23 protein-coding genes and 1 tRNA gene are annotated in these 21261 nt (G+C 60.9%); 11 read left to right on the top strand and 13 right to left on the bottom strand.

From position 1 onward, the window contains the following. Positions 1–24: 24 nt before the first annotated feature. Together FLQ03_RS03025 and smpB are read right to left on the bottom strand one after the other, a co-directional pair. Entirely contained in the window at positions 25–366 is a 342-nt protein-coding gene (locus FLQ03_RS03025; protein ID WP_144371912.1) for a hypothetical protein, read from the bottom strand. Positions 367–370: 4 nt separating this feature from the next. Next, positions 371–817 (bottom strand): SsrA-binding protein SmpB, encoded by a 447-nt coding sequence (smpB, locus tag FLQ03_RS03020; protein WP_144371911.1) that lies wholly within the window; start codon positions 815–817, stop codon positions 371–373. 151 nt (positions 818–968) lie between these two features. Between smpB and FLQ03_RS03015 the strand changes: the two genes are divergently transcribed. Both FLQ03_RS03015 and FLQ03_RS03010 read left to right on the top strand, forming a co-directional pair. After that, a complete protein-coding gene (locus FLQ03_RS03015) occupies positions 969–1406 on the top strand; it encodes a type II toxin-antitoxin system RatA family toxin (protein ID WP_144371910.1) in 438 nt (145 codons plus the stop codon). Continuing rightward, positions 1399–1701, top strand: a complete 303-nt coding sequence (locus tag FLQ03_RS03010) for an RnfH family protein (RefSeq protein ID WP_144371909.1) — start codon at positions 1399–1401, stop codon at positions 1699–1701. Before FLQ03_RS03015 ends, FLQ03_RS03010 begins: the two co-directional genes overlap by 8 nt. A 65-nt stretch (positions 1702–1766) precedes the next feature. On the opposite strand, the gene FLQ03_RS03005 is transcribed toward FLQ03_RS03010, so the two are convergent. The 5 genes from FLQ03_RS03005 to FLQ03_RS02985 all read right to left on the bottom strand — a co-directional run bounded on the left by FLQ03_RS03005 (position 1767) and on the right by FLQ03_RS02985 (position 7907). After that, positions 1767–3572, bottom strand: a complete 1806-nt coding sequence (locus FLQ03_RS03005) for a GGDEF domain-containing protein (protein WP_144371908.1) — start codon at positions 3570–3572, stop codon at positions 1767–1769. A gap of 75 nt (positions 3573–3647) precedes the next feature. Next, positions 3648–3944, bottom strand: a complete 297-nt coding sequence (ftsB, locus tag FLQ03_RS03000) for a cell division protein FtsB (protein WP_144371907.1) — start codon at positions 3942–3944, stop codon at positions 3648–3650. A 2-nt stretch (positions 3945–3946) separates the two neighbouring features. After that, positions 3947–5233, bottom strand: a complete 1287-nt coding sequence (gene eno, locus FLQ03_RS02995; protein WP_144371906.1) for a phosphopyruvate hydratase — start codon at positions 5231–5233, stop codon at positions 3947–3949. An 86-nt stretch (positions 5234–5319) separates the two neighbouring features. Further along, on the bottom strand, positions 5320–6171 hold the full coding sequence (gene kdsA, locus FLQ03_RS02990) for a 3-deoxy-8-phosphooctulonate synthase (RefSeq protein WP_144371905.1): 852 nt from the start codon (positions 6169–6171) through the stop codon (positions 5320–5322). A gap of 95 nt (positions 6172–6266) precedes the next feature. Further along, positions 6267–7907, bottom strand: a complete 1641-nt coding sequence (locus tag FLQ03_RS02985) for a CTP synthase (protein ID WP_144371904.1) — start codon at positions 7905–7907, stop codon at positions 6267–6269. Between the two features lie 445 nt (positions 7908–8352). Between FLQ03_RS02985 and rpmB the strand changes: the two genes are divergently transcribed. The 3 genes from rpmB to FLQ03_RS02970 all read left to right on the top strand — a co-directional run bounded on the left by rpmB (position 8353) and on the right by FLQ03_RS02970 (position 9141). Beyond that, positions 8353–8586: a 50S ribosomal protein L28 gene (gene rpmB / locus FLQ03_RS02980; RefSeq protein WP_026107616.1), complete on the top strand. Its 234-nt coding sequence runs from the start codon at positions 8353–8355 to the stop codon at positions 8584–8586. Positions 8587–8615: 29 nt separating this feature from the next. After that, positions 8616–8771, top strand: a complete 156-nt coding sequence (gene rpmG, locus FLQ03_RS02975; protein WP_144371903.1) for a 50S ribosomal protein L33 — start codon at positions 8616–8618, stop codon at positions 8769–8771. Positions 8772–8907: 136 nt separating this feature from the next. Beyond that, a complete protein-coding gene (locus FLQ03_RS02970) occupies positions 8908–9141 on the top strand; it encodes a hypothetical protein (protein WP_144371902.1) in 234 nt (77 codons plus the stop codon). Between the two features lie 64 nt (positions 9142–9205). Here FLQ03_RS02970 and mutL read toward each other — a convergent pair whose 3' ends face one another. The 6 genes from mutL to tgt form a co-directional block, all read right to left on the bottom strand. Then, positions 9206–11152, bottom strand: coding sequence for a DNA mismatch repair endonuclease MutL (mutL, locus tag FLQ03_RS02965; protein ID WP_144371901.1), 1947 nt, complete (start codon positions 11150–11152; stop codon positions 9206–9208). Positions 11153–11348: 196 nt separating this feature from the next. Beyond that, positions 11349–11987, bottom strand: coding sequence for a DedA family protein (locus tag FLQ03_RS02960; RefSeq protein WP_206210841.1), 639 nt, complete (start codon positions 11985–11987; stop codon positions 11349–11351). A gap of 171 nt (positions 11988–12158) precedes the next feature. Next, positions 12159–13094, bottom strand: coding sequence for a protein translocase subunit SecF (secF, locus tag FLQ03_RS02955; RefSeq protein WP_144371899.1), 936 nt, complete (start codon positions 13092–13094; stop codon positions 12159–12161). A 10-nt stretch (positions 13095–13104) separates the two neighbouring features. After that, complete coding sequence (secD, locus tag FLQ03_RS02950; RefSeq protein WP_144371898.1) at positions 13105–14952, bottom strand: protein translocase subunit SecD; 1848 nt, start codon at positions 14950–14952, stop codon at positions 13105–13107. Between the two features lie 42 nt (positions 14953–14994). After that, on the bottom strand, positions 14995–15306 hold the full coding sequence (yajC, locus tag FLQ03_RS02945) for a preprotein translocase subunit YajC (RefSeq protein ID WP_144371897.1): 312 nt from the start codon (positions 15304–15306) through the stop codon (positions 14995–14997). A 139-nt stretch (positions 15307–15445) separates the two neighbouring features. Next, complete coding sequence (tgt, locus tag FLQ03_RS02940) at positions 15446–16561, bottom strand: tRNA guanosine(34) transglycosylase Tgt (protein ID WP_144371896.1); 1116 nt, start codon at positions 16559–16561, stop codon at positions 15446–15448. A 124-nt stretch (positions 16562–16685) separates the two neighbouring features. On the opposite strand from tgt, the gene FLQ03_RS02935 reads away from it, so the two are divergent. The 6 genes from FLQ03_RS02935 to pheS all read left to right on the top strand — a co-directional run bounded on the left by FLQ03_RS02935 (position 16686) and on the right by pheS (position 21245). Then, positions 16686–16762 (top strand) — tRNA-Val (locus FLQ03_RS02935). Positions 16763–16962: 200 nt separating this feature from the next. After that, complete coding sequence (gene thrS, locus FLQ03_RS02930; RefSeq protein ID WP_144371895.1) at positions 16963–18864, top strand: threonine--tRNA ligase; 1902 nt, start codon at positions 16963–16965, stop codon at positions 18862–18864. A gap of 16 nt (positions 18865–18880) precedes the next feature. Next, positions 18881–19420, top strand: coding sequence for a translation initiation factor IF-3 (infC, locus tag FLQ03_RS02925; protein WP_472209295.1), 540 nt, complete (start codon positions 18881–18883; stop codon positions 19418–19420). 153 nt (positions 19421–19573) lie between these two features. Further along, complete coding sequence (gene rpmI, locus FLQ03_RS02920) at positions 19574–19771, top strand: 50S ribosomal protein L35 (RefSeq protein ID WP_017507004.1); 198 nt, start codon at positions 19574–19576, stop codon at positions 19769–19771. A 13-nt stretch (positions 19772–19784) separates the two neighbouring features. After that, positions 19785–20141, top strand: a complete 357-nt coding sequence (gene rplT / locus FLQ03_RS02915; RefSeq protein WP_017507005.1) for a 50S ribosomal protein L20 — start codon at positions 19785–19787, stop codon at positions 20139–20141. Positions 20142–20258: 117 nt separating this feature from the next. Further along, positions 20259–21245 carry a phenylalanine--tRNA ligase subunit alpha gene (gene pheS, locus FLQ03_RS02910; protein ID WP_144371893.1) on the top strand — a complete coding sequence of 329 codons (987 nt, stop codon included), beginning with the start codon at positions 20259–20261 and terminating at the stop codon, positions 21243–21245. Positions 21246–21261: the final 16 nt, after the last annotated feature.

The raw sequence follows: 21261 nt of genomic DNA, 5'->3' as shown, positions 1-21261 counted from the left end.
AGTAATGCTTGGAATACGTTTACTTTAGTCGCTGTCGGGCAGACGGCGCTGGCGGCGTTCGGGGATGCGTTCGCTGCGTGCGATCAGCATCAGCACGCCCAGCAGTACCATGCCCAGCGACAGCATGTGGCTGAGGCGCAGCTTGTCTTCGTCAAACAGGTACACCGCCACGCCGGCGTACATCAGCATCGGGGCGGTGACCAGCGTGGATTTGGTAAGGCCGTCTACCACCAGCAGCACCACGCCGCTGGCGGCCAGCATCAGCGCCAGCAGGGTGGTGGTGTCCGGCAGCAGGGCCGAGCTTTTCAGGAACCACAGCACGCCGAGGACGATGAGTACCAGGGGGAGGAAGGCGCTGGATTTCATGTGCTTAACCCTTGTTGCGCATCAGGCGCTGCTTCTCGCGCTGCCATTCGCGTTCTTTTTCGCTTTCACGCTTGTCGTGCTGCTTCTTGCCCTTGGCCAGGCCAATGTCGGCCTTGATGTTGCCTTTGCTGTAGTGCAGGTTCAGCGCCACCATGGTGTAACCGGCGCGCTCTACCTTGCCGATCAGGCGGTTGATCTGCTCTTGCTTCAGCAGCAGCTTGCGGTCGCGTACCGGGTCGGGCTTGACGTGGGTGGAGGCCGACTGCAGCGGCGTGATGTGGCAGCCGAACAGGTAGAAGGCGCCGTTGCGGTAGATGACGTAGCTTTCTTTCAGCTGCACGCGGCCGGCGCGGATGGACTTGACCTCCCAGCCTTCCAGCACCAGACCGGCTTCGAGCTGCTCTTCGATGAAGTAGTCGTGGAAGGCCTTGCGGTTGTCGATAATGCTCATGGCGGCGTGTAATCGGGGTGTGCAGGGAATCGCGCATTCTAGCAGATAAGCCGCCTGCGCCAAAGTGCCGGAAATTCAGCAGCTTGCCGTGGCGGCTTGCCCGCCCGCCTGCGCATTGATAACCTTGCCGCTTTCCATCGCTGCAGCAACCATGCAAACCGTCGAAAAAAACGTGCTGGTGGCGCATACGCCCGAGCAAATGTTCCGTCTGGTGGACGAAGTCGCCCACTATCCCCGTTTCCTGCCATGGTGCGCCAAAGGCGAGGAACACTCGCGTGAGGGCGACACCCTGGTGGCCAGCCTGCACATCGATTACCTGAAGGTGAAGCAGCACTTCACCACCCGTAACGTCAACCAGCCGCCATCCACCATCGTGATGCAGCTGGTGGACGGGCCGTTCAAGTTTCTGGAGGGGCGCTGGCAGTTCCAGCCGCTGGGCGACGTTGGCTGCAAGGTGTCGTTCCGCCTGCAGTACGAGTTTTCCAGCAAGATTCTGGAAACGGTGATCGGCCCGGTGTTCGGCCATATTTCCGGCACGCTGGTGGACGCGTTCATCAAGGAAGCCGACCGGGTGTACGGCGATGACTGAGCGCATTACTGTGGAGGTGGCCTACGCGCTGCCGGCGCGGCAAAAGATCGTGCGCCTGGCCTTGCCTGCCGGCAGTACGGCGTTGCAGGCGGTAGAGGCGTCTGGCTTGGCGGCCGAGTTTGCCGACATCGACATGGCCAACCTGAAGCTGGGCATCTTCAGCAAGGCGGTGAAGCCGGAGACGCCGCTGCGCGAGGGCGACCGGGTGGAGATTTACCGCCCCTTGCTGGCCGACCCGAAGGCGGTGCGCCGGCAGCGGGCCGAAGCCGGCAAGGCGATGAAGAAGGGCGGCTAGCCAAGGTTGGCCGCACACCATGAAAAAACGGGGCAGACGCCCCGTTTTTGTTTGCTGCCACACGCTCAGTTTTCGGCCGACAGCGTGCGGTTCTTGCCGGCCAGCTTGGCCTGGTACATGGCGCGGTCGGCGCGTTCGATCACGTCACAGTCGCGCTCGCCACGGTGCCACAGCGCCACGCCGGCACTGAAGGTCACCACCAGCTTGTCCTGGTTGGCCAGGAAGAAGTTCTTGGTGAGCTCGCGCTGCAGGCGCTGTACCAGCTCGACTGCCTCGTTCACCGGGGTGTCGGGCAGGATCACCACGAATTCCTCGCCACCGAAGCGGCCCACGATGTCCGAGGTGCGCAGGCTGTGGTGCATCATGTCTACCAGGTACTTCAGCACATCGTCACCGGTGAGGTGGCCGTAGCGGTCGTTCAGCTGCTTGAAGTTGTCCACATCGATCAGCGCTACCGACAGCGGTTGGCCGCTGCGCTCGGCGCGGTGGATTTCGCGGTCGAAGTGTTCTTCCAGGCCGCGGCGGTTGAAGGCGCCGGTCAGCTGGTCTTCCTTCACCTTGGCGCTGGCGGCTTCCAGGGCTTTTTCCAGCTCGCTGATGCGGGTTTGCGCCGATTGCACGTCCTGGCGTGCGGCCACCAGTTCGCTGTGCGACTGCTTCAGGTTGCTTTGCATGCTGGCGGTGTCGGCCAGCAGGTCTTGCAGGATGCTGGTGAGTTCGCCGGCGTTCTGCGATTGCTTGATGCGCTCGCTATGGCCGCTGATGCGCTGGTGGAAGTCGCCGGTGTGGTCAGTCATCAGCGACAGCTTGTCGATGAAGGTGTCCAGCAAGGCGCGCAGCGAGCTGGTGGCTTCGTCCAGCGAATGGCGCAGGCTGCCTTGCTTGTGGATCACTTCCTTCAGGCTGGATTCCAGCTGGTAGATGTGCTGGATCGAGATATTCGGTTGCGAGAGGATCTGCTGCAGGCTGGCGATCTGGCCTACCAGGTAGCTGTCGGAGCGGTTCAGCTCGGCCACGTTTTGCAGCATCAGCTGCATCAGGCCGGACAGGCCGGACACCAGGCGTTTGTCGTCTTGCGATACCAGCTCCAGGCGGATCAGGAACGCGCGCAGGGCCGGAAAGAAACCGGTGATGGCGTCGTCGCTGCGCACCGCCTGCAGTGCCTGCTGCACCTCGTCAAACAGCGGCATCATTTCCGGGTAGTGCACCAGGCGCGGTTCGATGCCGAACTTCAGGGCGTACTGCAGCACCTCCTGCCACGCTTGCCACTGGCTGGCGGCAGGGTTGGCCGCCGCGGTTGCCTGTAGCGGGCTGGCGGCAGCCTGCGGGGCAGTGGTGTCTTCGTCGATGCCGGCTACTTCAATGCCGGGCGCCGGCGCGGCACTGCCGGCTTGCAGCCAGCTGCGCGACAGGTTGGCCAGTTTTTCGTTGAGCTCGTCCGGGTTGTTGCCGAAGGTGGCGATGACGCGTTCCAGCGCCGACTGCTTGTAGCGCTGCCCCATGTCAGGGGTGCGGGTTTCCCAGGCGCGGATCAGGTCCAGCACCAGCTGGCCCCAGTTCTGCGTAATTTCGCGGCTGCGCTGGTGCAGGATGGTGAGGTCCATCGCCAGTTGTGGCACCAGCTCCCACTTTTCGTCTTCCACCGCCTTGCGCAGTTTGGTCAGGGCGATTTTGTAGGCAGACTCGGCGACTGGCAGGGTTTCGAATGCGCGCAGCAGCAATTCGGCCAGTTTGTTCTTGCGTGCTTCGGAAGGAAGCTGGGCGATCTCGCAGTACACACGCTCGAAGTTGTCCGGTGTGGGCAACAGCTTGCGCATGGTGAGCTGTTTCAGCGTTTCCCGCGCGGTATCGATGGGATTGTGTGTCGTCATAGACCAGACCCTGTAGCCTTTGTAGCCTGCCATTTATATCGTTATCGGTAGTGGCCGCGGGGGCGTCAATGCCTGCTATGGCTTATTGTTGCCCGCATTGGCCGTATCTAGAAGCTGGAAAAATACCTCACCTTGGCGAATCATGCCAAGTTCGTTGCGGGCGCGCTCTTCTATTGCCGCCGTTCCTTGCTTTAGATCACGTACTTCGGCATCCAGGGCAGCGTTGCGGCGAACCAGTACCAGGTTGGCCGCACGCTGCTCTTCTACCTGTTTATCAAGCTGCCAGACCCTGAGCCAGCTGCCTTTGCCCAGCCACAGCGGCCACTGCAAGGCGGCAAGTAACACCAACAGCATCAGGGTCAGGCGTCGCATGATTACTTCTTCAGGTGATAGAAGGCGTTACCGCCCGGGTAGTAGGCAGCATCACCCAGCTCTTCTTCGATACGCAGCAGCTGGTTGTACTTGGCCATGCGGTCGGAGCGCGACAGCGAGCCGGTCTTGATCTGCATGCAGTTGGTGGCCACGGCCAGGTCGGCGATGGTGCTGTCTTCGGTTTCGCCGGAACGGTGGCTCATCACGCTGGTGTAGCGCGAACGCTTGGCCAGGTCTACCGCCTTCAGGGTTTCGGACAGGGTGCCGATCTGGTTCACTTTTACCAGCAGCGAGTTGGCCAGGCCGCCTTCGATGCCTTTGGCCAGGATGGACGGGTTGGTCACGAACAGGTCGTCACCTACCAGCTGGATGCGGTCGCCCAGACGGTCGGTCAGCACTTTCCAGCCGGCCCAGTCGTGTTCGCTCATGCCATCTTCGATGGAGATGATCGGGTAGTTGTTGGCCAGGGTTTCCAGGTAGTCGGCAAACTGCTCGGAAGTCAGCGCCAGGCCTTCGGCGGTCAGGTGGTACTTGCCGTCTTTGTAGAACTCGCTGGACGCGCAGTCCAGGGCCAGCATCACGTCCTGGCCGGCAACGTAACCGGCAGCGTCGATGGCTTCCAGAATCAGCTTGATGGCTTCTTCGTGGCTGGTCAGGTTCGGGGCGAAACCGCCTTCGTCACCGACGGTGGTGGCGTAGCCTTTGCCGTCGCACAGTTTCTTCAGCGCGTGGAAGATCTCGGCGCCACAGCGCAGGGCTTCGCGGAAGGTAGCCGCGCCCACCGGCACGATCATGAATTCCTGGATGTCCAGGGTGTTGTTGGCGTGTGCACCACCGTTGATAACGTTCATCATCGGTACCGGCAGCGCCATCGGGCCGGCGCCACCCAAGTAGCGGTACAGCGGCAGGCCGGCGTCTTCGGCAGCGGCGCGGGCCACAGCCATCGATACGGCCAGCATGGCGTTGGCGCCCAGGCGGGCTTTGGTTTCAGTGCCGTCCAGCTCGATCAGGGTCTTGTCGATGAAGGCTTGGTCAGAGGCGTCCAGGCCGACGATGGCTTCGCAGATTTCGGTGTTGATGTTCTCAACCGCCTTCAGCACGCCCTTGCCCAGGTAGCGACCTTTGTCGCCGTCGCGCAGTTCCAGTGCTTCTTTCTCGCCGGTGGAGGCACCGGACGGTACGGCAGCACGGCCCATTACGCCGGATTCCAGCAGTACATCAGCTTCAACAGTCGGGTTACCGCGCGAGTCCAGGATTTCGCGGGCAATCACGTCGATGATCGCACTCATGAGTGTTTCCTTCAGGGTGTCAAGGTTAGTCAAACCGGGATACGGTGCGGCCAACCTTGGAGCAGGCTGGCCGTGGAGTCAACCTGTTACAGCGATTGTTCGGCGAAGGGCTGTCCCTTCACCAGGGCGTCGATCGCCTGCAGCGTCGCCAGCAGTTCCTTCATGCGACCCAGTGGCCAGGCATTGGGTCCGTCGGACTTGGCGCAGGCCGGGTCCGGGTGGGTTTCCATAAACAGGCCGGCCACGCCGGTAGCAATGGCAGCGCGGGCCAGTACCGGCACGAATTCGCGCTGGCCGCCGGAGCTGGTGCCCTGGCCGCCGGGCAGCTGTACCGAGTGGGTGGCGTCAAACACCACCGGGCAACCGGTTTCGCGCATGATGGCCAGGCTGCGCATATCGGACACCAGGTTGTTGTAGCCGAACGACGCACCGCGTTCGCAGGCCATGAAGCTGTCCGGGTTCAGGCCGGCTTCCAGTGCGGCTTCGCGGGCTTTGTCGATCACGTGTTTCATGTCGCCCGGCGCCATGAACTGGCCCTTCTTGATGTTGACCGGCTTGCCGCACACGGCGACGGCGCGGATGAAGTCGGTCTGGCGCGCCAGGAAGGCCGGCGTTTGCAGCACATCCACCACGGCGGCCACGTGTGGTACCTGTTCTTCGGTGTGCACGTCGGTCAGTACCGGTACGCCAATCTGGCTGCGTACCTTATCCAGAATGCGCAGGCCTTCTTCCATGCCGAAGCCGCGGAAGGACTTGCCGGACGAGCGGTTGGCCTTGTCGAAACTGGATTTGTAGATGAAGGGGATGCCCAGCGCACTGGTGATTTCTTTCAGCTGACCAGCGGTATCCAGGGCCAGCTGTTCGCTTTCGATCACGCAGGGGCCTGCAATCAGGAACAGCGGTTGGTCCAGGCCAACGTCAAAACCGGCGAGTTTCATGGGGTGTCCTTTCAAGGCGAGGTTGGCCGCAAGTCTTGCAGGAATCTGCACGAGCTGCGGCCAACCGTTAACAGGCGGAATCAGTCAGACGCTGATCAAGCCTTGGCTTTGTCCTGCTGGTGGGCCAGCGCTGCCTTCACGTAGGCAATGAACAGCGGGTGGCCATCACGCGGGGTGGAGGTGAATTCCGGGTGGAACTGGCAGGCAAAGAACCAGCGGTGATTGGCCAGCTCGATGGTTTCTACCAGTTTCTCGTGACCGGCGGACACGCCGCTGATGGTCAGGCCGGCATCCGACAGGCGCTGTACGTAGTGGTTGTTCACTTCGTAACGGTGACGGTGACGCTCGGTGATGACGGTGTTGCCGTACACGCGTGCCGCCAGCGAACCTTCGGTCAGGTCGCATTGCTGGCTGCCCAGGCGCATGGTGCCGCCCAGATTCGAGTTCTCGTCACGCTTTTCGATCTTGCCGTCGTGGTTGACCCACTCGTCGATCAGCGCCACGACCGGGTAGTCGGTTTCCAGATCGAATTCGGTAGAGTTGGCACCCTGCATGCCGGCCACGTCACGAGCGTACTCGATCAGCGCGATTTGCATGCCCAGGCAGATGCCCAGGTAAGGGATGTTGTTCTCGCGGGCAAACTTCACTGCCTTGATCTTGCCTTCTACGCCGCGCTTGCCGAAGCCGCCCGGTACCAGGATGGCGTCCATGTCTTTCAGCGACTCGGCGCCGTCGCGCTCGATCTCTTCGGAATCGACATAGATGATGTTGACGTTGGTGCGGGTGTGCACGCCGGCGTGTTTCAGCGCTTCGGACAGCGACTTGTACGATTCGGTCAGGTCGACGTACTTGCCCACCATGGCGATGTTCACGGTGTGATCCGGGTTCTCGATGGCGTCGATGATGCCGTTCCACACGCTCAGGTCGGCCGCCGGCAGGTCCAGCTGCAGCTGGTCGGCGATGATGGCGTCGATACCCTGGGCGTGCAGCATGCCCGGTACCTTGTAGATGGAGTCGGCGTCGTAGCAGCCGATGACGGCGTTTTCTTCGACGTTACAGAACAGGGCGATCTTGCGTTTTTCGTCTTCCGGCAGCTCGCGGTCCATGCGGCACAGCAGGATGTCCGGCTGGATGCCGATTTCGCGCATCTCTTTTACCGAGTGCTGCGTCGGCTTGGTTTTGATCTCGCCAGCGGTGGCGATGTACGGCACGTAGGACAGGTGCACGAACAGGGTGTTCTTGCGGCCCAGGTTGGAGCGCATCTGGCGGATGGCTTCCAGGAACGGCAGCGACTCGATATCGCCTACGGTACCGCCGATTTCCACGATGGCCACGTCAACGTCACCGGCGCCTTCGCGCACTTTCAGCTTGATCTCGTCGGTAATGTGCGGGATCACCTGCACGGTGCCACCCAGGTAGTCGCCACGGCGCTCCTTGGTGATCACGGATTCGTAGATCTGGCCAGTGGTGAAGTTGTTGCTCTTCTTCATCTTGGCGTGGATGAAGCGCTCGTAATGACCGAGGTCGAGGTCAGTCTCGGCGCCGTCTTCGGTCACGAACACCTCACCGTGCTGGAACGGGCTCATGGTGCCCGGATCGACGTTGATGTACGGATCAAGCTTCAGCATGGTGACCTTGAGTCCGCGGGATTCGAGAATGGCGGCGATGGACGCGGCGGCGATGCCCTTGCCCAGGGAGGACACCACACCACCGGTTACGAAGATGTACTTGGTCATGGGATTACGGCTCTATGAGAATCCGGGATTTTAACCGAAACACACTTTTTTTTGAATGGGGCAAACGCGGCAAATCCGGCTTGCCATCATGGATAAAGTGTGAGTGTGCAGGCAATGCCTGTGGCTCAGTATAGAGAGTGATGCGTAACTTGCCGGCTCACGGCACATCGTCATGAGCAGGGAAGCGCAAGAGAGCGGTATGCGCAGCTAAGCTGCTGTGGTACCAGTCTTTTTGTCTTGCGCCGGGCCAAGGGTGGCCTTGGTGCGTGCTTGCAGTTTTTTGCTGCGTGAATGGCACAGCTGCGGTATCATGCACGCCTTCTTTGGTTGGGCTCTGACCACACATTACGTGGCCAGCCGGCTTGATGCCGCTGCTGGTGCTTGTCTTTGAGCCCTTTGATATGGTATAAGTCTTTCTTTTACCGGCTTTTGGGAGTGATTAACCATGGCGCGTGTTTGCAAAGTCACCGGCAAGCGTCCGATGACCGGGAACAATGTGTCCCACGCCAATAACAAAACTAAGCGTCGTTTTCTGCCGAACCTGCAGTACCGCAAGTTCTGGGTAGAGAGCGAAAACCGTTGGGTACGTCTGCGTATCTCCAACGCTGCTCTGCGTACTATTGACAAGGTAGGCATCGATGCAGTTCTGGCCGACCTGCGTGCTCGCGGCGAACTGTAATTAACTCGACCGAAGCTTAAGGATTAGCCATGCGCGACAAGATCAAACTGGAATCGACTGCAGGTACTGGTCATTTCTACACCACCACCAAAAACAAGCGCACCATGCCGGAAAAAATGGAGATCAAAAAATTTGATCCCGTTGCTCGCAAGCATGTTGTGTACAAAGAAACCAAGCTGAAATAAGCTGGTTTCCGGTGGCGCCCTTAGGGGCATGCCCGCAGACAAAACCCCCGCTCGTCGGGGGTTTGTTTTTTTGTGCGGCGGCCTGGTCGGTCAGTCCGTACAATGGCCTTTTCAGGGCAGGAGAATCAGGATGCGCATGAAACAGCTCGCGTTGCTGCTGGCAGCCACGCAGATGACGGGGTGTGCCGCGGTGTCGGTTGCCAGCGCGGCGGTATCGGTGGCGTCCACGGCAGTATCTGTGGGGGCGACGGTAGTGGGCACGGCGGTGGATGTGACTGCTGCCGGCGTGAAAGCGGCGGCCAATGCCGCCAGCAGCGAGCCCACGCCACCTGCGTGTCCGGCTGGCATGGTATGTACGCCGGCGCCGTGACTACCTGAAGAAAAAGCCCGACTGGTGTCGGGCTTTTTTGTTGCATTGTTTGACCGGTAAGGACTTATTGACCGCGCATAAATAGTGCATCCAGATCACGCATGCCGAGACGACTCCAGGTGGGGCGACCGTGGTTGCACTGCCCGGAGCGCTCGGTGGCTTCCATGTCACGCAGCAGGGCGTTCATTTCCGGCAGCGTCAGCTGGCGGTTGGCGCGTACCGCGCCATGGCAGGCCATGGTGGCCAGCAGCTCGTTGCGGCGTTCGGTCATCACCTGGGTCAGGCCGTGTTCGCGCACGTCTTTCAGCACCGCCCGCGCAAGCTCGACGGCATTACCTTCCTTCAGCCATACCGGCATGCCGCGTACGGCTACCTGCGTGGGTGACAGCACGGCCAGTTCGACGCCCAACTTTTTCATGGCGTCGCCGTATTCTTCTACCGTCGCCACTTCAAAACGGTCGGCGGCAAACGATACCGGCAGCAGCAAGGGCTGCATCGGGATGGCGTCGGTTTCCAGTGCGGTTTTCAGGCGCTCGTATACGATGCGTTCGTGCGCGGCGTGCATGTCCACCACGATCAGACCATCCTCGCACTGGCTGAGGATGTACACGCCGTGCAGTTGGGCCAGCGCAAAGCCCAGTGGCGGGATGCCGTCGCTGGCTTCCGGCAGCGCCGGGCTGGCGGCTTGGGTCGTGCTGGCGGCGGCCGGCGCTTGCGGCAGGGTGACGGCTGACGGCTGGCTGCGCTCCTGTTCACGCAGGCCGGCAAACTGCTTGTCGTAGATGCCGATGGCTTCGCGCGCCACTTCCAGTGGCATGCGTTGCTGCTCGTAACGGAACGGCTGCGCTGGCGGCGTGCGGCCAACGTTGGCCGCGCTGCGCGGCGGGAACAGACCGGCTTGTTGCGGTGCCGTTGTGCTGGCCGTGGGGGCGATGCCAGCTGGCGCTGCCTGGGGTGCGGCGGGCGCGAGCTGCGTGTCGCCGGCGGTCTGGCCGGGCAGCTGCACCGCAGGGCTGGCGCCGGCGGTGGTGGCGGCCAACGCGCGGTGCACGCTGTGAAACAGGAACTGGTGCACCGCCTGGCTTTCGCGGAAGCGCACTTCGATCTTGGTGGGGTGTACGTTGACGTCTACCCCGGCCGGGTCCAGCGTGAAGAACAGCGCGTAGGCCGGGTGGCGTTCGTGGTGCAATACGTCGCGGTAGGCTTGGCGCAGCGCGTGCTGCGCGGTCTTGTCACGCACGAAGCGGCCGTTGACAAAGAAGTACTGCGCGTCGCGGTTGGCCTTGGAGTACGTGGGGCTGGCCACGAAGCCGGTCAGGCCCAGGCCTGCGGCCTGGGTGTCCAGCGGTAGCGCGGCTTCGACAAAGTCTTTGCCCAGCAGCGCGCCGACGCGCTCGGCCACACTTTGCTGCGGCAGGCGCCAGATCACCTTGCCATTGTGGCGCAGCGTGAACTCCACCTGCGGGTGTGCCAGCGCAATGCGCTCGAACGTTGCCGCGCAGTGGGCGTATTCGGTGTTGTCGCTCTTCAGGAATTTGCGTCGAGCCGGCGTGTTGAAGTACAGGTCGACCACTTCCACGCTGGTGCCGGCCGGGTGGGCGGCTGGCTCTACCGGGTGCAGGGTGCCATCGATGGCGATGATCTGGTGCGCGTGCTCGGCGTCGTGCGGTCGGCTGGTGAGCGTCAGGCGCGATACCGAGGCCACGCTGGCCAGGCCCTCGCCGCGAAAGCCCAGTGTGGCCACGCTTTCCAGGTCGTCCAGGCTGGCGATTTTGCTGGTGGCGTGGCGGTCCAGCGCCAGCGGCAGGTCGTCGGCGGTAATGCCGTTGCCGTTGTCGGTGACGCGGATCAGCTTGATGCCACCCTGCGCCAGGTCAACGGTGACCTTGCTGGCGCCGGCGTCCAGGCTGTTTTCCATCATTTCCTTCAGCGCCGACGCCGGGCGTTCCACCACCTCGCCGGCGGCGATCTGGTTGACAAGGTGATCGGGCAGTTTCTGGATGCGTTTCATGCACTGAAGCTCTGTGTTGGCAACGGAAAAGGCAAAACATTTTTTGCCATCAAGGGCGCGGAAAGTACTTCGGTTCAGCAAAAGCCACGAAACAGCGGCAAAGCCGTGTCGGGTGCAGCCGGCCGGCGGTGCCCGTGCGTTGCTTGCCGGGCCCGTGGTGTCTTTCCGTGCTATCCGAGTGTTTCGTGGCTAAAAGTCAGATTTTGCGCGCGGCACGGCGGTGGCGTATTACTTCGATGATGGCCGGCAGCATCGACACGATGATGATGCCGAAAATCAGGTATTCCAGGTTCTTGCGTACGAACGGCATATTGCCGAAGTAAAACCCGGCGTAGGTAAAGCCGATTACCCACAGCAGCGCGCCGATGACGTTGTAGCTGAGAAACTGGCGGTACTCCATGCGGCCAATGCCCGCCACGAACGGCGCAAATGTACGCACGATGGGCACGAAACGGGCAAAGATGATGGTTTTGCCGCCGTGCTTTTCGTAGAAAGCGTGGGTCTTGTCCAGGTACGACTGTTTCAGCAGTCGTGGAAAGCGTGCAAACAGCTTCATGCCAATGTGGCGACCGATGGCGTAATTGACGCCGTCGCCCAGAATGGCCGCGACGATCAGCAAGGCCACCAGCAGATGGACGTTCATCTGCCCCATGGCGGCCAGGGCACCGGCCACGAACAACAGCGAGTCGCCAGGCAGGAACGGGGTGACCACCAGCCCGGTTTCGCAGAATACGATCAGGAACAGGATGAAGTAGATCCACGGCCCGTAGTTGGCGACGAGTGTGGCCAAATGGGTGTCGATGTGCAGGATAAAATCGATCAGGAAGGTAATCAGTTCCATGGTCTTGCTTTGCAGTGGCTGGCAGGGCAGGGCTGGTGACAACCCGGCCTTGCAAGGCACCGTCGTACGTTTGGGGGAGGACAAACCCTGCCAGAGGCAGGGTTTGGGTAGATGCAGCGCTGGCAAGGTTGGCCGCGTGCGGCCAACCCTGGCAACGGGCGGGGCTTACACCACCGCTTCTTCTTTCGGCTTCACCACTTTCACCATGTGCTCGCGGGTAGTACCCAGCGCCAGTGCCAGCGGGCTGGCCACCAGTACCGACGAGTAGATGCCGAACACGATGCCGATGGTCAGCGCCATGGCAAAGCCGTGCAGTGCCGGGCCGCCGAACAGCAGCATGGACAGCACCATGGTCTCGGTGGAGCCGTGGGTGATGAAGGTACGGCTCATGGTGGCGGTAATGGCGTTGTCGATCACTTCGGCAGTGCTGCGGCCACGCATGGCCGGGCGGCGGAAGTTTTCGCGGATACGGTCAAACACCACTACCGATTCGTTGACCGAGTAACCCAGTACCGCCAGCACGCCGGCCAGCACGGTGAGGCTGAACTCCCACTGGAAGAAGGCAAAGCAACCCAGGATGATCACCACGTCGTGCATGTTGGCAATGATGGCCGACAGCGCCAGCCGCCATTCGAAGCGGATGGCCAGGTAGATCACGATGCCCACGCAGACCAGCAGGATGGCGGTGAGGCCGTGGGTTACCAGCTCTTCCCCGACGCTGGGGCCGACGAACTCCACCTTGCGCAGCTGCACGCTGGCGTCGCCGGCTTTCAGCAGGCCCATCACCTGTTCCGACAGCTTGGCCGAGCTGGTGCCGGCCTTGTTCGGCAGGCGGATCAGCACGTCGCGGCTGGTGCCCAGGCTTTGCACCTGCACCTCGCCCACCTTCAGCGTTTCCACGCGGTGGCGGATGTCACCCAGGTTGGCCGCTTGCTGGTACTGCACCTCCATCACCGTACCGCCGGTGAACTCCACCGACAGGTTCAGCCCTTTGGTGAACAGGAACACCACCGCCAGGATGAAGGTGATCAGCGAGATGCTGGTGGTGAGCTTGCCGTAGCTCATGAACGGGATATCCCGTTTGATGCGGAAAAACTCCATCGTCAGATCCTTAGTTGTTGTCCGGCTTCCATACCTGGCCGATGGAAATCGAGGTCAGGCGGCGGCGGCGGCCGTACCACAGGTTCACCACGGCGCGGGATACCAGCACGGCAGAGAACATGGAGGTCAGAATGCCCAGGCAGTGCACCACGGCAAAGCCGCGTACCGGGCCGGAGCCGAAGATCAGCAGGGCCAGGCCGGCGATCAGGGTGGTGACGTTCGAGTCCAGAATGGTGGCCCAGGCGTGGCCGTAACCGGCTTGGATGGCCGACTGCGGCGGTACGCCGTTGCGCAGCTCTTCACGGATACGCTCGTTGATCAGCACGTTGGCGTCGATGGCCATACCCAGCGTCAGCGCAATGGCGGCAATGCCCGGCAGCGTCAGCGTGGCTTGCAGCATCGACAGCAGCGCCACCAGCATGAACAGGTTGGCCGCCAGCGAAATCACCGAGATCACGCCGAACACACCGTAGTAAATGGCCATGAACACCGCGATGGCGGCAAAGCCCCACAGCGTGGAGTGGAAGCCCTTCTCGATGTTTTCCTTACCCAGGCTCGGGCCGATGGTGCGTTCTTCGATGATGTTCATCGGCGCGGCCAGCGAGCCGGCGCGCAGCAGCAGGGCCACGTCGTTGGCTTCAGCCGGGTTCATGCTGCCGGAAATCTGCACGCGACCACCGCCGATTTCACTGCGAATCACCGGTGCGGTCACCACTTCGCTGCGGTTTTTCTCCACCAGTACCATGGCCATGCGCTTGCCGATGTTCTCGGCGGTCAGCGTACGGAAGATCTCGGCGCCGGTGCTGTCCAGGCCGATGTCTACCGAAGCGCCGCCGTTCTGGTCAAAGCCAGGCTGGGCGGAGTTGATGTTGTCGCCGGTCAGCTCGACGTCTTTCTTCAGCAGGATCTTGCCGGTGCCGCGCGAGGTCACTTCGTCCAGCAGCTCGTAGCCAGCCGGCGGGTTGCCCGCCAGTGCTTCGGCTACTTTGCCTTGGTCGTCCTCCACCATGCGTACTTGCAGGGTGGCGGTGCGGCCCAGGATGTCCTTGGCCTTGGCGGTGTCCTGTACGCCAGGCAGTTGCACCACGATACGGCTCGGGCCGGCTTGCTGGATCACCGGTTCGGCCACGCCCAGTTCGTTGACGCGGTTGTGCAGGGTGGTGATGTTCTGCTTCACGGCGTCACCCTGGATGCGGGTGATTTCTTCCGGTTTCAGTTTCAGCGTCAGGCGGTAGTTGGCGTCGTCGCTATCGAACGTGACCGAAGGCAGGGTGCGCGCCAGCTTGTCGGCCGCTGCTTTCAGCGTTTCGGCGTCACGCAGCTGGACTTCCAGTGTGGTATCACCCTGGCGCTTGATGGCGCCATAGCGGATCTTGGCCGCCTTCAGCTCGCGGCGCACGTCGCCGGCGTAGCGTTCCATGGTTTTATCCACGGCGGCCTTCATGTCCACTTCCAGCAGGAAGTGCACGCCACCGCGCAAGTCCAGGCCCAGGAACATCGGGTTGGCGTGCAGGCGGGTCAACCATTCCGGCGATGCCGGCAGCAGGTTCAGGGCAATGATGTAGGTGTCACCCAGCGCTTGCTGGATGGCATCGCGCGCCTTGATTTGGGTATCCGGGTCCTTGAAGCGCACTTTCAGGCTGCTGCCGTCCAGGAAAATGCCTTGCGGGGCGATGCCTTGCTGCTTCAGGGTGGTTTCGATGCGGGCCATCAGTGCGGTGTCCACCGGGGTGGACTGGCGCGTGCTGGAAATCTGGACCGCCGGGGTTTCGCCAAAGAAATTGGGCAGGGTATAGATTGTGGCGGTGACGAGCACCAGCGCAATCAGTAGGTATTTCCAGATCGGGAAGCGGTTCATGGAAAGCTTGACAGGAAAAGGGCCGCCAATGCGGCCCGGGGGTTACAGGGACTTGATGGTGCCTTTTTCCAGCTTGGCAGCCACGGCACCGCGCTGAACGTTGATTTCCACGCCGTTGGCGATTTCCACGCTCAGGTACTGTTCGCCGCATTTGGTCACGCGGCCGATGATGCCACCCTGGGTGACCACTTCGTCACCCTTGATGATTTCGGACAGCATCTTCTGGTGTTCTTTCATCTTTTTCTGTTGCGGGCGAACCAGCAGGAACCAGAACAGGATGAAAATGACGATCATCGGCAGGAATTGCATGAAGTCTGCAGCGCCGGTATTGGCGAAGGCCGGGGGGATAAACATTCGGGGTCTCCCTTTATGTAGGTGTTTGTTGGTCGGGTGAGTGATGAAAGCGTCAAGTGGGGCATTGTAGCCAGCGCGTGCCCACTTTCCAACCGTGCCAAAGGTTGGCCGCAGTGCGATGGGACTGCGGCCAACCCGCTCAGTTCACGCCGCGCGCGCGGCGTTCGTGGAAGCTGGCCTGCCAGTCGGGGAAGCGGTCGGCGTCGATGGCGTCGCGCATCTCCTGCATCAGCACCTGGTAGTAGTGCAGATTGTGGATGGTGTTCAGGCGCGCGCCCAGGATTTCGCCGGTGCGGTGCAGGTGGTGCAGGTAGGCGCGGCTGAAGTGGCGGCAGGTGTAGCAGTCGCACTGTTCGTCCAGCGGCTTCTTGTCGTCCTTGTAGCGCGCGTTCTTGATCTTCACGTCGCCCCACTGGGTGAAGATCCAGCCGTTGCGGGCGTTGCGGGTCGGCATCACGCAGTCGAACATGTCGATGCCGTTGGCCACGCCGTGTACCAGGTCTTCCGGCGTACCCACGCCCATCAGGTAGTGCGGCTTCTCGGCCGGCAGCATGTCTTTCAGCTCGGTCAGCATGCGGTACATCTCGGGCTTGGGTTCGCCCACCGACAGCCCGCCGACGGCAATGCCGTCAAAGCCGATGTCCATCAGACCGTCCAGCGATTCCTGGCGCAGGTCGCGGTACAGGTTGCCCTGCACAATGCCGAACAGCGCGTTGGGGTTTTTCAGGTCGTCGAAGGCGCGGCGCGAACGCTCGGCCCAGCGCAGGCTCATGCGCATCGACTTGGCGGCAGTGGCGTGGTCAACCTGGCCCGGCGTGCATTCGTCGAAGATCATTACGATGTCCGAGTTCAGTACCTTCTGGATTTCCATCGACTTTTCCGGCGACAGGAACAGCTTGTCGCCATTGACCGGGCTCTGGAAGGTGACGCCTTCCTCTGAAATCTTGTTCATGGCGCCCAGGCTGAATACCTGGAAGCCGCCGGAGTCGGTGAGGATGGGTTTGTCCCAGCCGATGAAGTCGTGCAGGCCGCCAAACTGCTCGATGATCTCCAGGCCCGGGCGCAGCCACAGGTGGAAAGTGTTGCCCAGAATGATCTGGGCCTTGATGTCGTGCAGCTCGTGCGGGCTCATCGCCTTCACCGAGCCATAGGTGCCCACCGGCTGGAAGACCGGGGTCTCCACTGTGCCGTGGTTCAGTTCCAGTGTGCCCCGGCGCGCGCCGCCCGAGGTTTTGTGCAGGGTAAACTTCAGCATGTGCTTGATATTGTTCGTCGGATTCCGAAAATCAGCCCGCCAGTATACACCCCGCTGCCGCCGATTGCCCGCTGTTTGCTTGCCAGCGCGGCGCTAAAGCGCTAATATCAGCTCTCCTGACAACAGGCACGTAGCTCAGTTGGTTAGAGCACCACCTTGACATGGTGGGGGTCGTTGGTTCGAATCCGATCGTGCCTACCAGTATTCAGCAGGGAGTAAACCCATGTTCAAGCGAACTACCACCACCCGTACCTCGCGTTAATACCGAGCCTACGGGTACCCTGTTCCGAAACGGAAGGGTTACTCCTTGCAAACAGAAAAGTGCGGCTCGAGCCGCACTTTTTTTTTGGTCTGATTTTTTGACGTCCGTCCACCTCATTGCTTAGAAAGCTGGAGTTGCTATGCCTGACATTCGCCTGCCCGACGGTTCCATCCGTTCCTTCGACAAGCCGGTAACGGTGCACGAAGTGGCTGCGTCCATCGGCACCGGTCTTGCGCGTGCAGCGCTGGCTGGCCGTGTGGACGGCCAACTGGTCGATACCTCCTACCAGATTGCGGCCAACGCCGACCTGGCCATCATCACCGATAAAGACGCTGACGGCCTGTCCATCATCCGTCACTCCACCGCCCACTTGCTGGCTTACGCGGTGAAAGAGCTGTTCCCGGAAGCCCAGGTCACCATCGGCCCGGAAATCGAAAACGGCTTCTACTACGACTTCGCCTACAAGCGCCCGTTTACGCCGGAAGACCTGGTCGCTATCGAGAAAAAGATGGCCGAGCTGGCCAAGAAGGATATTCCGGTCGAGCGTTACGAGCTGTCGCGTGACGAGGCGGTGGCCTACTTCAAGGGCATCGGCGAGGCGTACAAGGCGGAAATCATCGAGTCGATCCCGGCCGATCAGGTGCTGAGCCTGTACCGTGAAGGCGACTTTACCGACCTGTGCCGCGGCCCGCACGTGCCGTCCACCGGCAAGCTGAAAGTGTTCAAGCTGATGAAAGTGGCCGGTGCTTACTGGCGTGGCGACAGCAACAACGAGATGCTGCAGCGTATCTACGGTACTGCCTGGACCAAGAAAGAAGATCTGGAACAGTACCTGCACATGCTGGAAGAAGCCGAAAAGCGCGACCACCGCAAGCTGGGCAAACAGCTGGACCTGTTCCACCTGCAAGACGAAGCGCCGGGCATGGTGTTCTGGCACCCGAAAGGCTGGGCGCTGTGGCAGAGCATCGAGCAATACATGCGCAAGACCCTGGCCGCCGCCGGTTACCAGGAAATCCGTACCCCGATGGTGATGGACCGCATCATGTGGGAAAAGTCCGGCCACTGGGAAAACTACCGTGAAGGCATGTTCACTACCGAGTCGGAAAAGCGCGACTACGCAGTGAAACCGATGAACTGCCCGGGCCACGTGCAAGTATTCAACAGCGGCCTGCGTTCCTATCGCGACCTGCCGATGCGCCTGGCCGAGTTCGGTGCCTGTCACCGTAACGAGCCGTCCGGCGCGCTGCACGGCATCATGCGCGTGCGCGGCTTTGTACAAGACGATGCCCACATTTTCTGTACCGAAGACCAGATCATTGCGGAAGCCAAGGCCTTCAACGAGCTGACCATGGCGGTGTACAAGCGCTTCGGTTTCGACAATGTGTCGGTCAAGCTCTCGCTGCGCCCGGAAAAATACGCCGGTACGCTGGAAACCTGGAACCGTGCCGAAGAAGGCCTGCGTGAAGCGCTGCGTGCCTGCGGCATCGAGTGGGAAGAGCTGCCGGGCGAGGGCGCGTTCTATGGCCCGAAGATCGAGTACCACATCAAGGACGCGCTGGGTCGCTCCTGGCAGTGTGGTACCCTGCAGCTGGATTACGTGCTGCCGGAGCGTCTGGACGCCGAGTACGTGGCCGACGACAACAGCCGCAAGCGCCCGGTAATGCTGCACCGCGCGGTGCTGGGCTCGCTGGAGCGCTTTATCGGCATCCTGATCGAGAACCACGCCGGGGCCTTCCCGTTGTGGCTGGCGCCGGTGCAGATGGTGGTGATGAACATCACCAGCTCGCAGGCCGAATATGCCGACAGTGTGGCCAAGAAGTTGCGCGAACACGGCTACCGCGTTGATCTTGACTTGAGAAACGAAAAGATCGGCTATAAAATCCGCGAGCACAGCCTGCAGAAGCTTCCGTACCAGATCGTCATTGGCGACAAAGAGATGGAAGGCGGGCTGGTTGCCGTGCGCGCCCGGGGTGAAGACCTAGGGCAAATGCCGCTCGACGCGTTCATCCAGCACCTGGATGCCGCGCTGGCGCAGGCTTAATGCACGGATACGATGAATTTCTTTAGGAGTAATTGCTATAGCTCAGGAACGTGAACCACGGATCAACGGTGAAATCACCGGCCGTGAAATCCGCTTGGTCGGTGAAGAAGGCGAACAACTTGGTATCGTGACCGTGCGTGAAGCACTGGCCATGGCCGAAGAGCGCGAAGTTGATCTGGTGGAAATTTCCCCGACAGCCCAGCCGCCTGTGTGCAAACTGATGGACTACGGCAAGTTCAAGTACCAACAGTCCAAGAAGAAGCACGAAGCCAAGCTGAAGCAGAAACAGATCCAGGTGAAGGAAATCAAATTCCGTCCTGGTACCGACGATGGCGACTACAACGTCAAGCTGCGTAACCTGATCCGCTTCCTGACTGAAGGCGATAAGGCCAAGATCACGCTGCGTTTCCGCGGTCGTGAAATGGCGCACCAGGATATCGGTCTGGCGCTGCTCAAGCGCGTCGAGGCCGATCTGGCAGAAGTAGGGACTGTCGAACAGTTCCCGAAACTGGAAGGTCGCCAGATGGTGATGATGATTGCCCCGAAAAAGAAATAATCGGTTATAATCATCGACTTCGACACGGCAGGTTCGCCTGCCGTGTTGATTTTGTAGGCCGGCAACGGCTTGCAACAAAAGCGTGACGCAGTGGTTTCAAGTGCCTGTTGGCCACCCTGTGTCTAATCTAACGAAATTCAGCAGGAGATTTCCATGCCGAAGATGAAAACCAAATCGAGCGCGAAAAAGCGTCTCAAAGTGCTGGGCAATGGCGGCGTTAAGCGCTCCATGGCTTTCAAACGTCACATCCTGACCAAGAAAACCACCAAGAGCAAACGTCAACTGCGTGGTACCACCATGGTTCACGCTACCAACATGGCCTCTGTTCGCGCCATGATGCCTTACGCTTAAGGAGACCTGAAGAATGCCACGCGTAAAACGCGGTGTAACCGCACGTGCTCGTCACAAGAAAATCCTCGCCCTGGCGAAAGGCTACCGCGGCCGTCGCAAGAACGTCTACCGCATCGCCAAACAGGCGGTGATGAAAGCCGGTCAGTACGCCTACCGCGACCGTCGTCAGAAGAAGCGTCAGTTCCGTCAACTGTGGATTGCTCGTATCAACGCTGCAGCTCGTGAAAACGGCCTGCCGTACAGCAAATTCATGAACGGCCTGAAGAAAGCGCTGATCGAAATCGACCGTAAGGTACTGGCTGACCTGGCCGTATTCGACAAGCCGGCATTTGCGCTGATCGTTGAGAAAGCGAAAGCCGCCCTCGCTTAATCGCAGGACACTAAAAAGGGAGGCTTATGCCTCCCTTTTTTTTCGATTTGGCCCACGAGAGCATTCACCCGAGCGACCGCGTTCCGGTGAGTTTTCTTCCGCATACTGGTGCGACCCATGAGCAATGTTGACGTGATTCTCAAGGAAGGCCTGGCAGCCCTCGATACGGTTGCCGACCTCGTTGAACTGGAACAGGTCAAGGCCCGCTACCTTGGTAAGAGTGGCGCGCTGACCGAGCTTCTGAAACAGCTGGGCAAACTGTCGCCCGACGAGCGCAAGAGCGCCGGTGCTACCATCAACGCCGCCAAGCAGGCGTTCGAGACCCGTCACAACGAAGTGCGCGACGCTTTCAATGCTGCCAAGTTGGCCGCACAGCTAGCAGCCGAGTCGCTGGATGTCACCCTGCCGGGCCGTGGCAGCAAGCCCGCCGGCCTGCACCCGGTGACCCTGACGCTGGAGCGCATTACCGGCTTGTTCGCCAGCATGGGCTTTGAAGTGGCCGACGGTCCGGAAATCGAAACCGATTTCCACAACTTCCAGGCGCTGAATATCCCGGAAAACCACCCCGCCCGCGCCATGCAGGACACCTTCTACGTAGAAGGCGGCGACGTGCTGCGTACCCATACCAGCCCGATCCAGGTGCGTTACATGCTGGACAACAAGCCGCCGATCAAGATCGTGGCGCCGGGCCGCGTGTACCGTGTGGATTCCGACGCGACCCACTCGCCGATGTTCCACCAGATGGAAGGCCTGTGGATCGACGAAAACGTCAGCTTTGCCGACCTCAAGGCCACGCTGACCGACTTCCTGCGCCGCTTCTTCGAGCGTGACGACCTGCAAGTGCGCTTCCGTCCGTCGTTCTTCCCGTTCACCGAAACCTCGGCCGAAATCGACGTGCTGGACGACCGTGGCCGCTGGCTGGAAGTAGGCGGTAGCGGCATGGTGCACCCGAACGTGCTGCGCAACGTCGGCATCGATCCGGAAAAATACATCGGCTTCGCCTTCGGTATCGGTCTGGACCGCTTCGCCATGCTGCGTTACGGCGTCAACGACCTGCGCCTGTTCTTCGAGAACGATCTGACCTTCCTGAAACAATTCAACTGATCGCGACGGAGACTCA

Origin of the sequence: Vogesella urethralis, from assembly GCF_007644045.2 — a bacterium.
Taxonomy (GTDB): Bacteria; Pseudomonadota; Gammaproteobacteria; order Burkholderiales; family Chromobacteriaceae; genus Vogesella; species Vogesella urethralis.
The sequence above is the reverse complement of the archived record's forward strand: the minus strand, read 5'-3'. Positions and strand labels throughout refer to the sequence as shown.

Bases quoted from the DNA above. Each gene is read 5' to 3' on its own strand.
- FLQ03_RS03025 (WP_144371912.1), bottom strand. From the start codon at position 366: ATGAAATCCAGCGCCTTCCTCCCCCTGGTACTCATCGTCCTCGGCGTG.
- smpB (WP_144371911.1), bottom strand. From the start codon at position 817: ATGAGCATTATCGACAACCGCAAGGCCTTCCACGACTACTTCATCGAA.
- FLQ03_RS03015 (WP_144371910.1), top strand. From the start codon at position 969: ATGCAAACCGTCGAAAAAAACGTGCTGGTGGCGCATACGCCCGAGCAA.
- FLQ03_RS03010 (WP_144371909.1), top strand. From the start codon at position 1,399: ATGACTGAGCGCATTACTGTGGAGGTGGCCTACGCGCTGCCGGCGCGG.
- FLQ03_RS03005 (WP_144371908.1), bottom strand. From the start codon at position 3,572: ATGACGACACACAATCCCATCGATACCGCGCGGGAAACGCTGAAACAG.
- ftsB (WP_144371907.1), bottom strand. From the start codon at position 3,944: ATGCGACGCCTGACCCTGATGCTGTTGGTGTTACTTGCCGCCTTGCAG.
- eno (WP_144371906.1), bottom strand. From the start codon at position 5,233: ATGAGTGCGATCATCGACGTGATTGCCCGCGAAATCCTGGACTCGCGC.
- kdsA (WP_144371905.1), bottom strand. From the start codon at position 6,171: ATGAAACTCGCCGGTTTTGACGTTGGCCTGGACCAACCGCTGTTCCTG.
- FLQ03_RS02985 (WP_144371904.1), bottom strand. From the start codon at position 7,907: ATGACCAAGTACATCTTCGTAACCGGTGGTGTGGTGTCCTCCCTGGGC.
- rpmB (WP_026107616.1), top strand. From the start codon at position 8,353: ATGGCGCGTGTTTGCAAAGTCACCGGCAAGCGTCCGATGACCGGGAAC.
- rpmG (WP_144371903.1), top strand. From the start codon at position 8,616: ATGCGCGACAAGATCAAACTGGAATCGACTGCAGGTACTGGTCATTTC.
- FLQ03_RS02970 (WP_144371902.1), top strand. From the start codon at position 8,908: ATGAAACAGCTCGCGTTGCTGCTGGCAGCCACGCAGATGACGGGGTGT.
- mutL (WP_144371901.1), bottom strand. From the start codon at position 11,152: ATGAAACGCATCCAGAAACTGCCCGATCACCTTGTCAACCAGATCGCC.
- secF (WP_144371899.1), bottom strand. From the start codon at position 13,094: ATGGAGTTTTTCCGCATCAAACGGGATATCCCGTTCATGAGCTACGGC.
- secD (WP_144371898.1), bottom strand. From the start codon at position 14,952: ATGAACCGCTTCCCGATCTGGAAATACCTACTGATTGCGCTGGTGCTC.
- yajC (WP_144371897.1), bottom strand. From the start codon at position 15,306: ATGTTTATCCCCCCGGCCTTCGCCAATACCGGCGCTGCAGACTTCATG.
- tgt (WP_144371896.1), bottom strand. From the start codon at position 16,561: ATGCTGAAGTTTACCCTGCACAAAACCTCGGGCGGCGCGCGCCGGGGC.
- thrS (WP_144371895.1), top strand. From the start codon at position 16,963: ATGCCTGACATTCGCCTGCCCGACGGTTCCATCCGTTCCTTCGACAAG.
- rpmI (WP_017507004.1), top strand. From the start codon at position 19,574: ATGCCGAAGATGAAAACCAAATCGAGCGCGAAAAAGCGTCTCAAAGTG.
- rplT (WP_017507005.1), top strand. From the start codon at position 19,785: ATGCCACGCGTAAAACGCGGTGTAACCGCACGTGCTCGTCACAAGAAA.
- pheS (WP_144371893.1), top strand. From the start codon at position 20,259: ATGAGCAATGTTGACGTGATTCTCAAGGAAGGCCTGGCAGCCCTCGAT.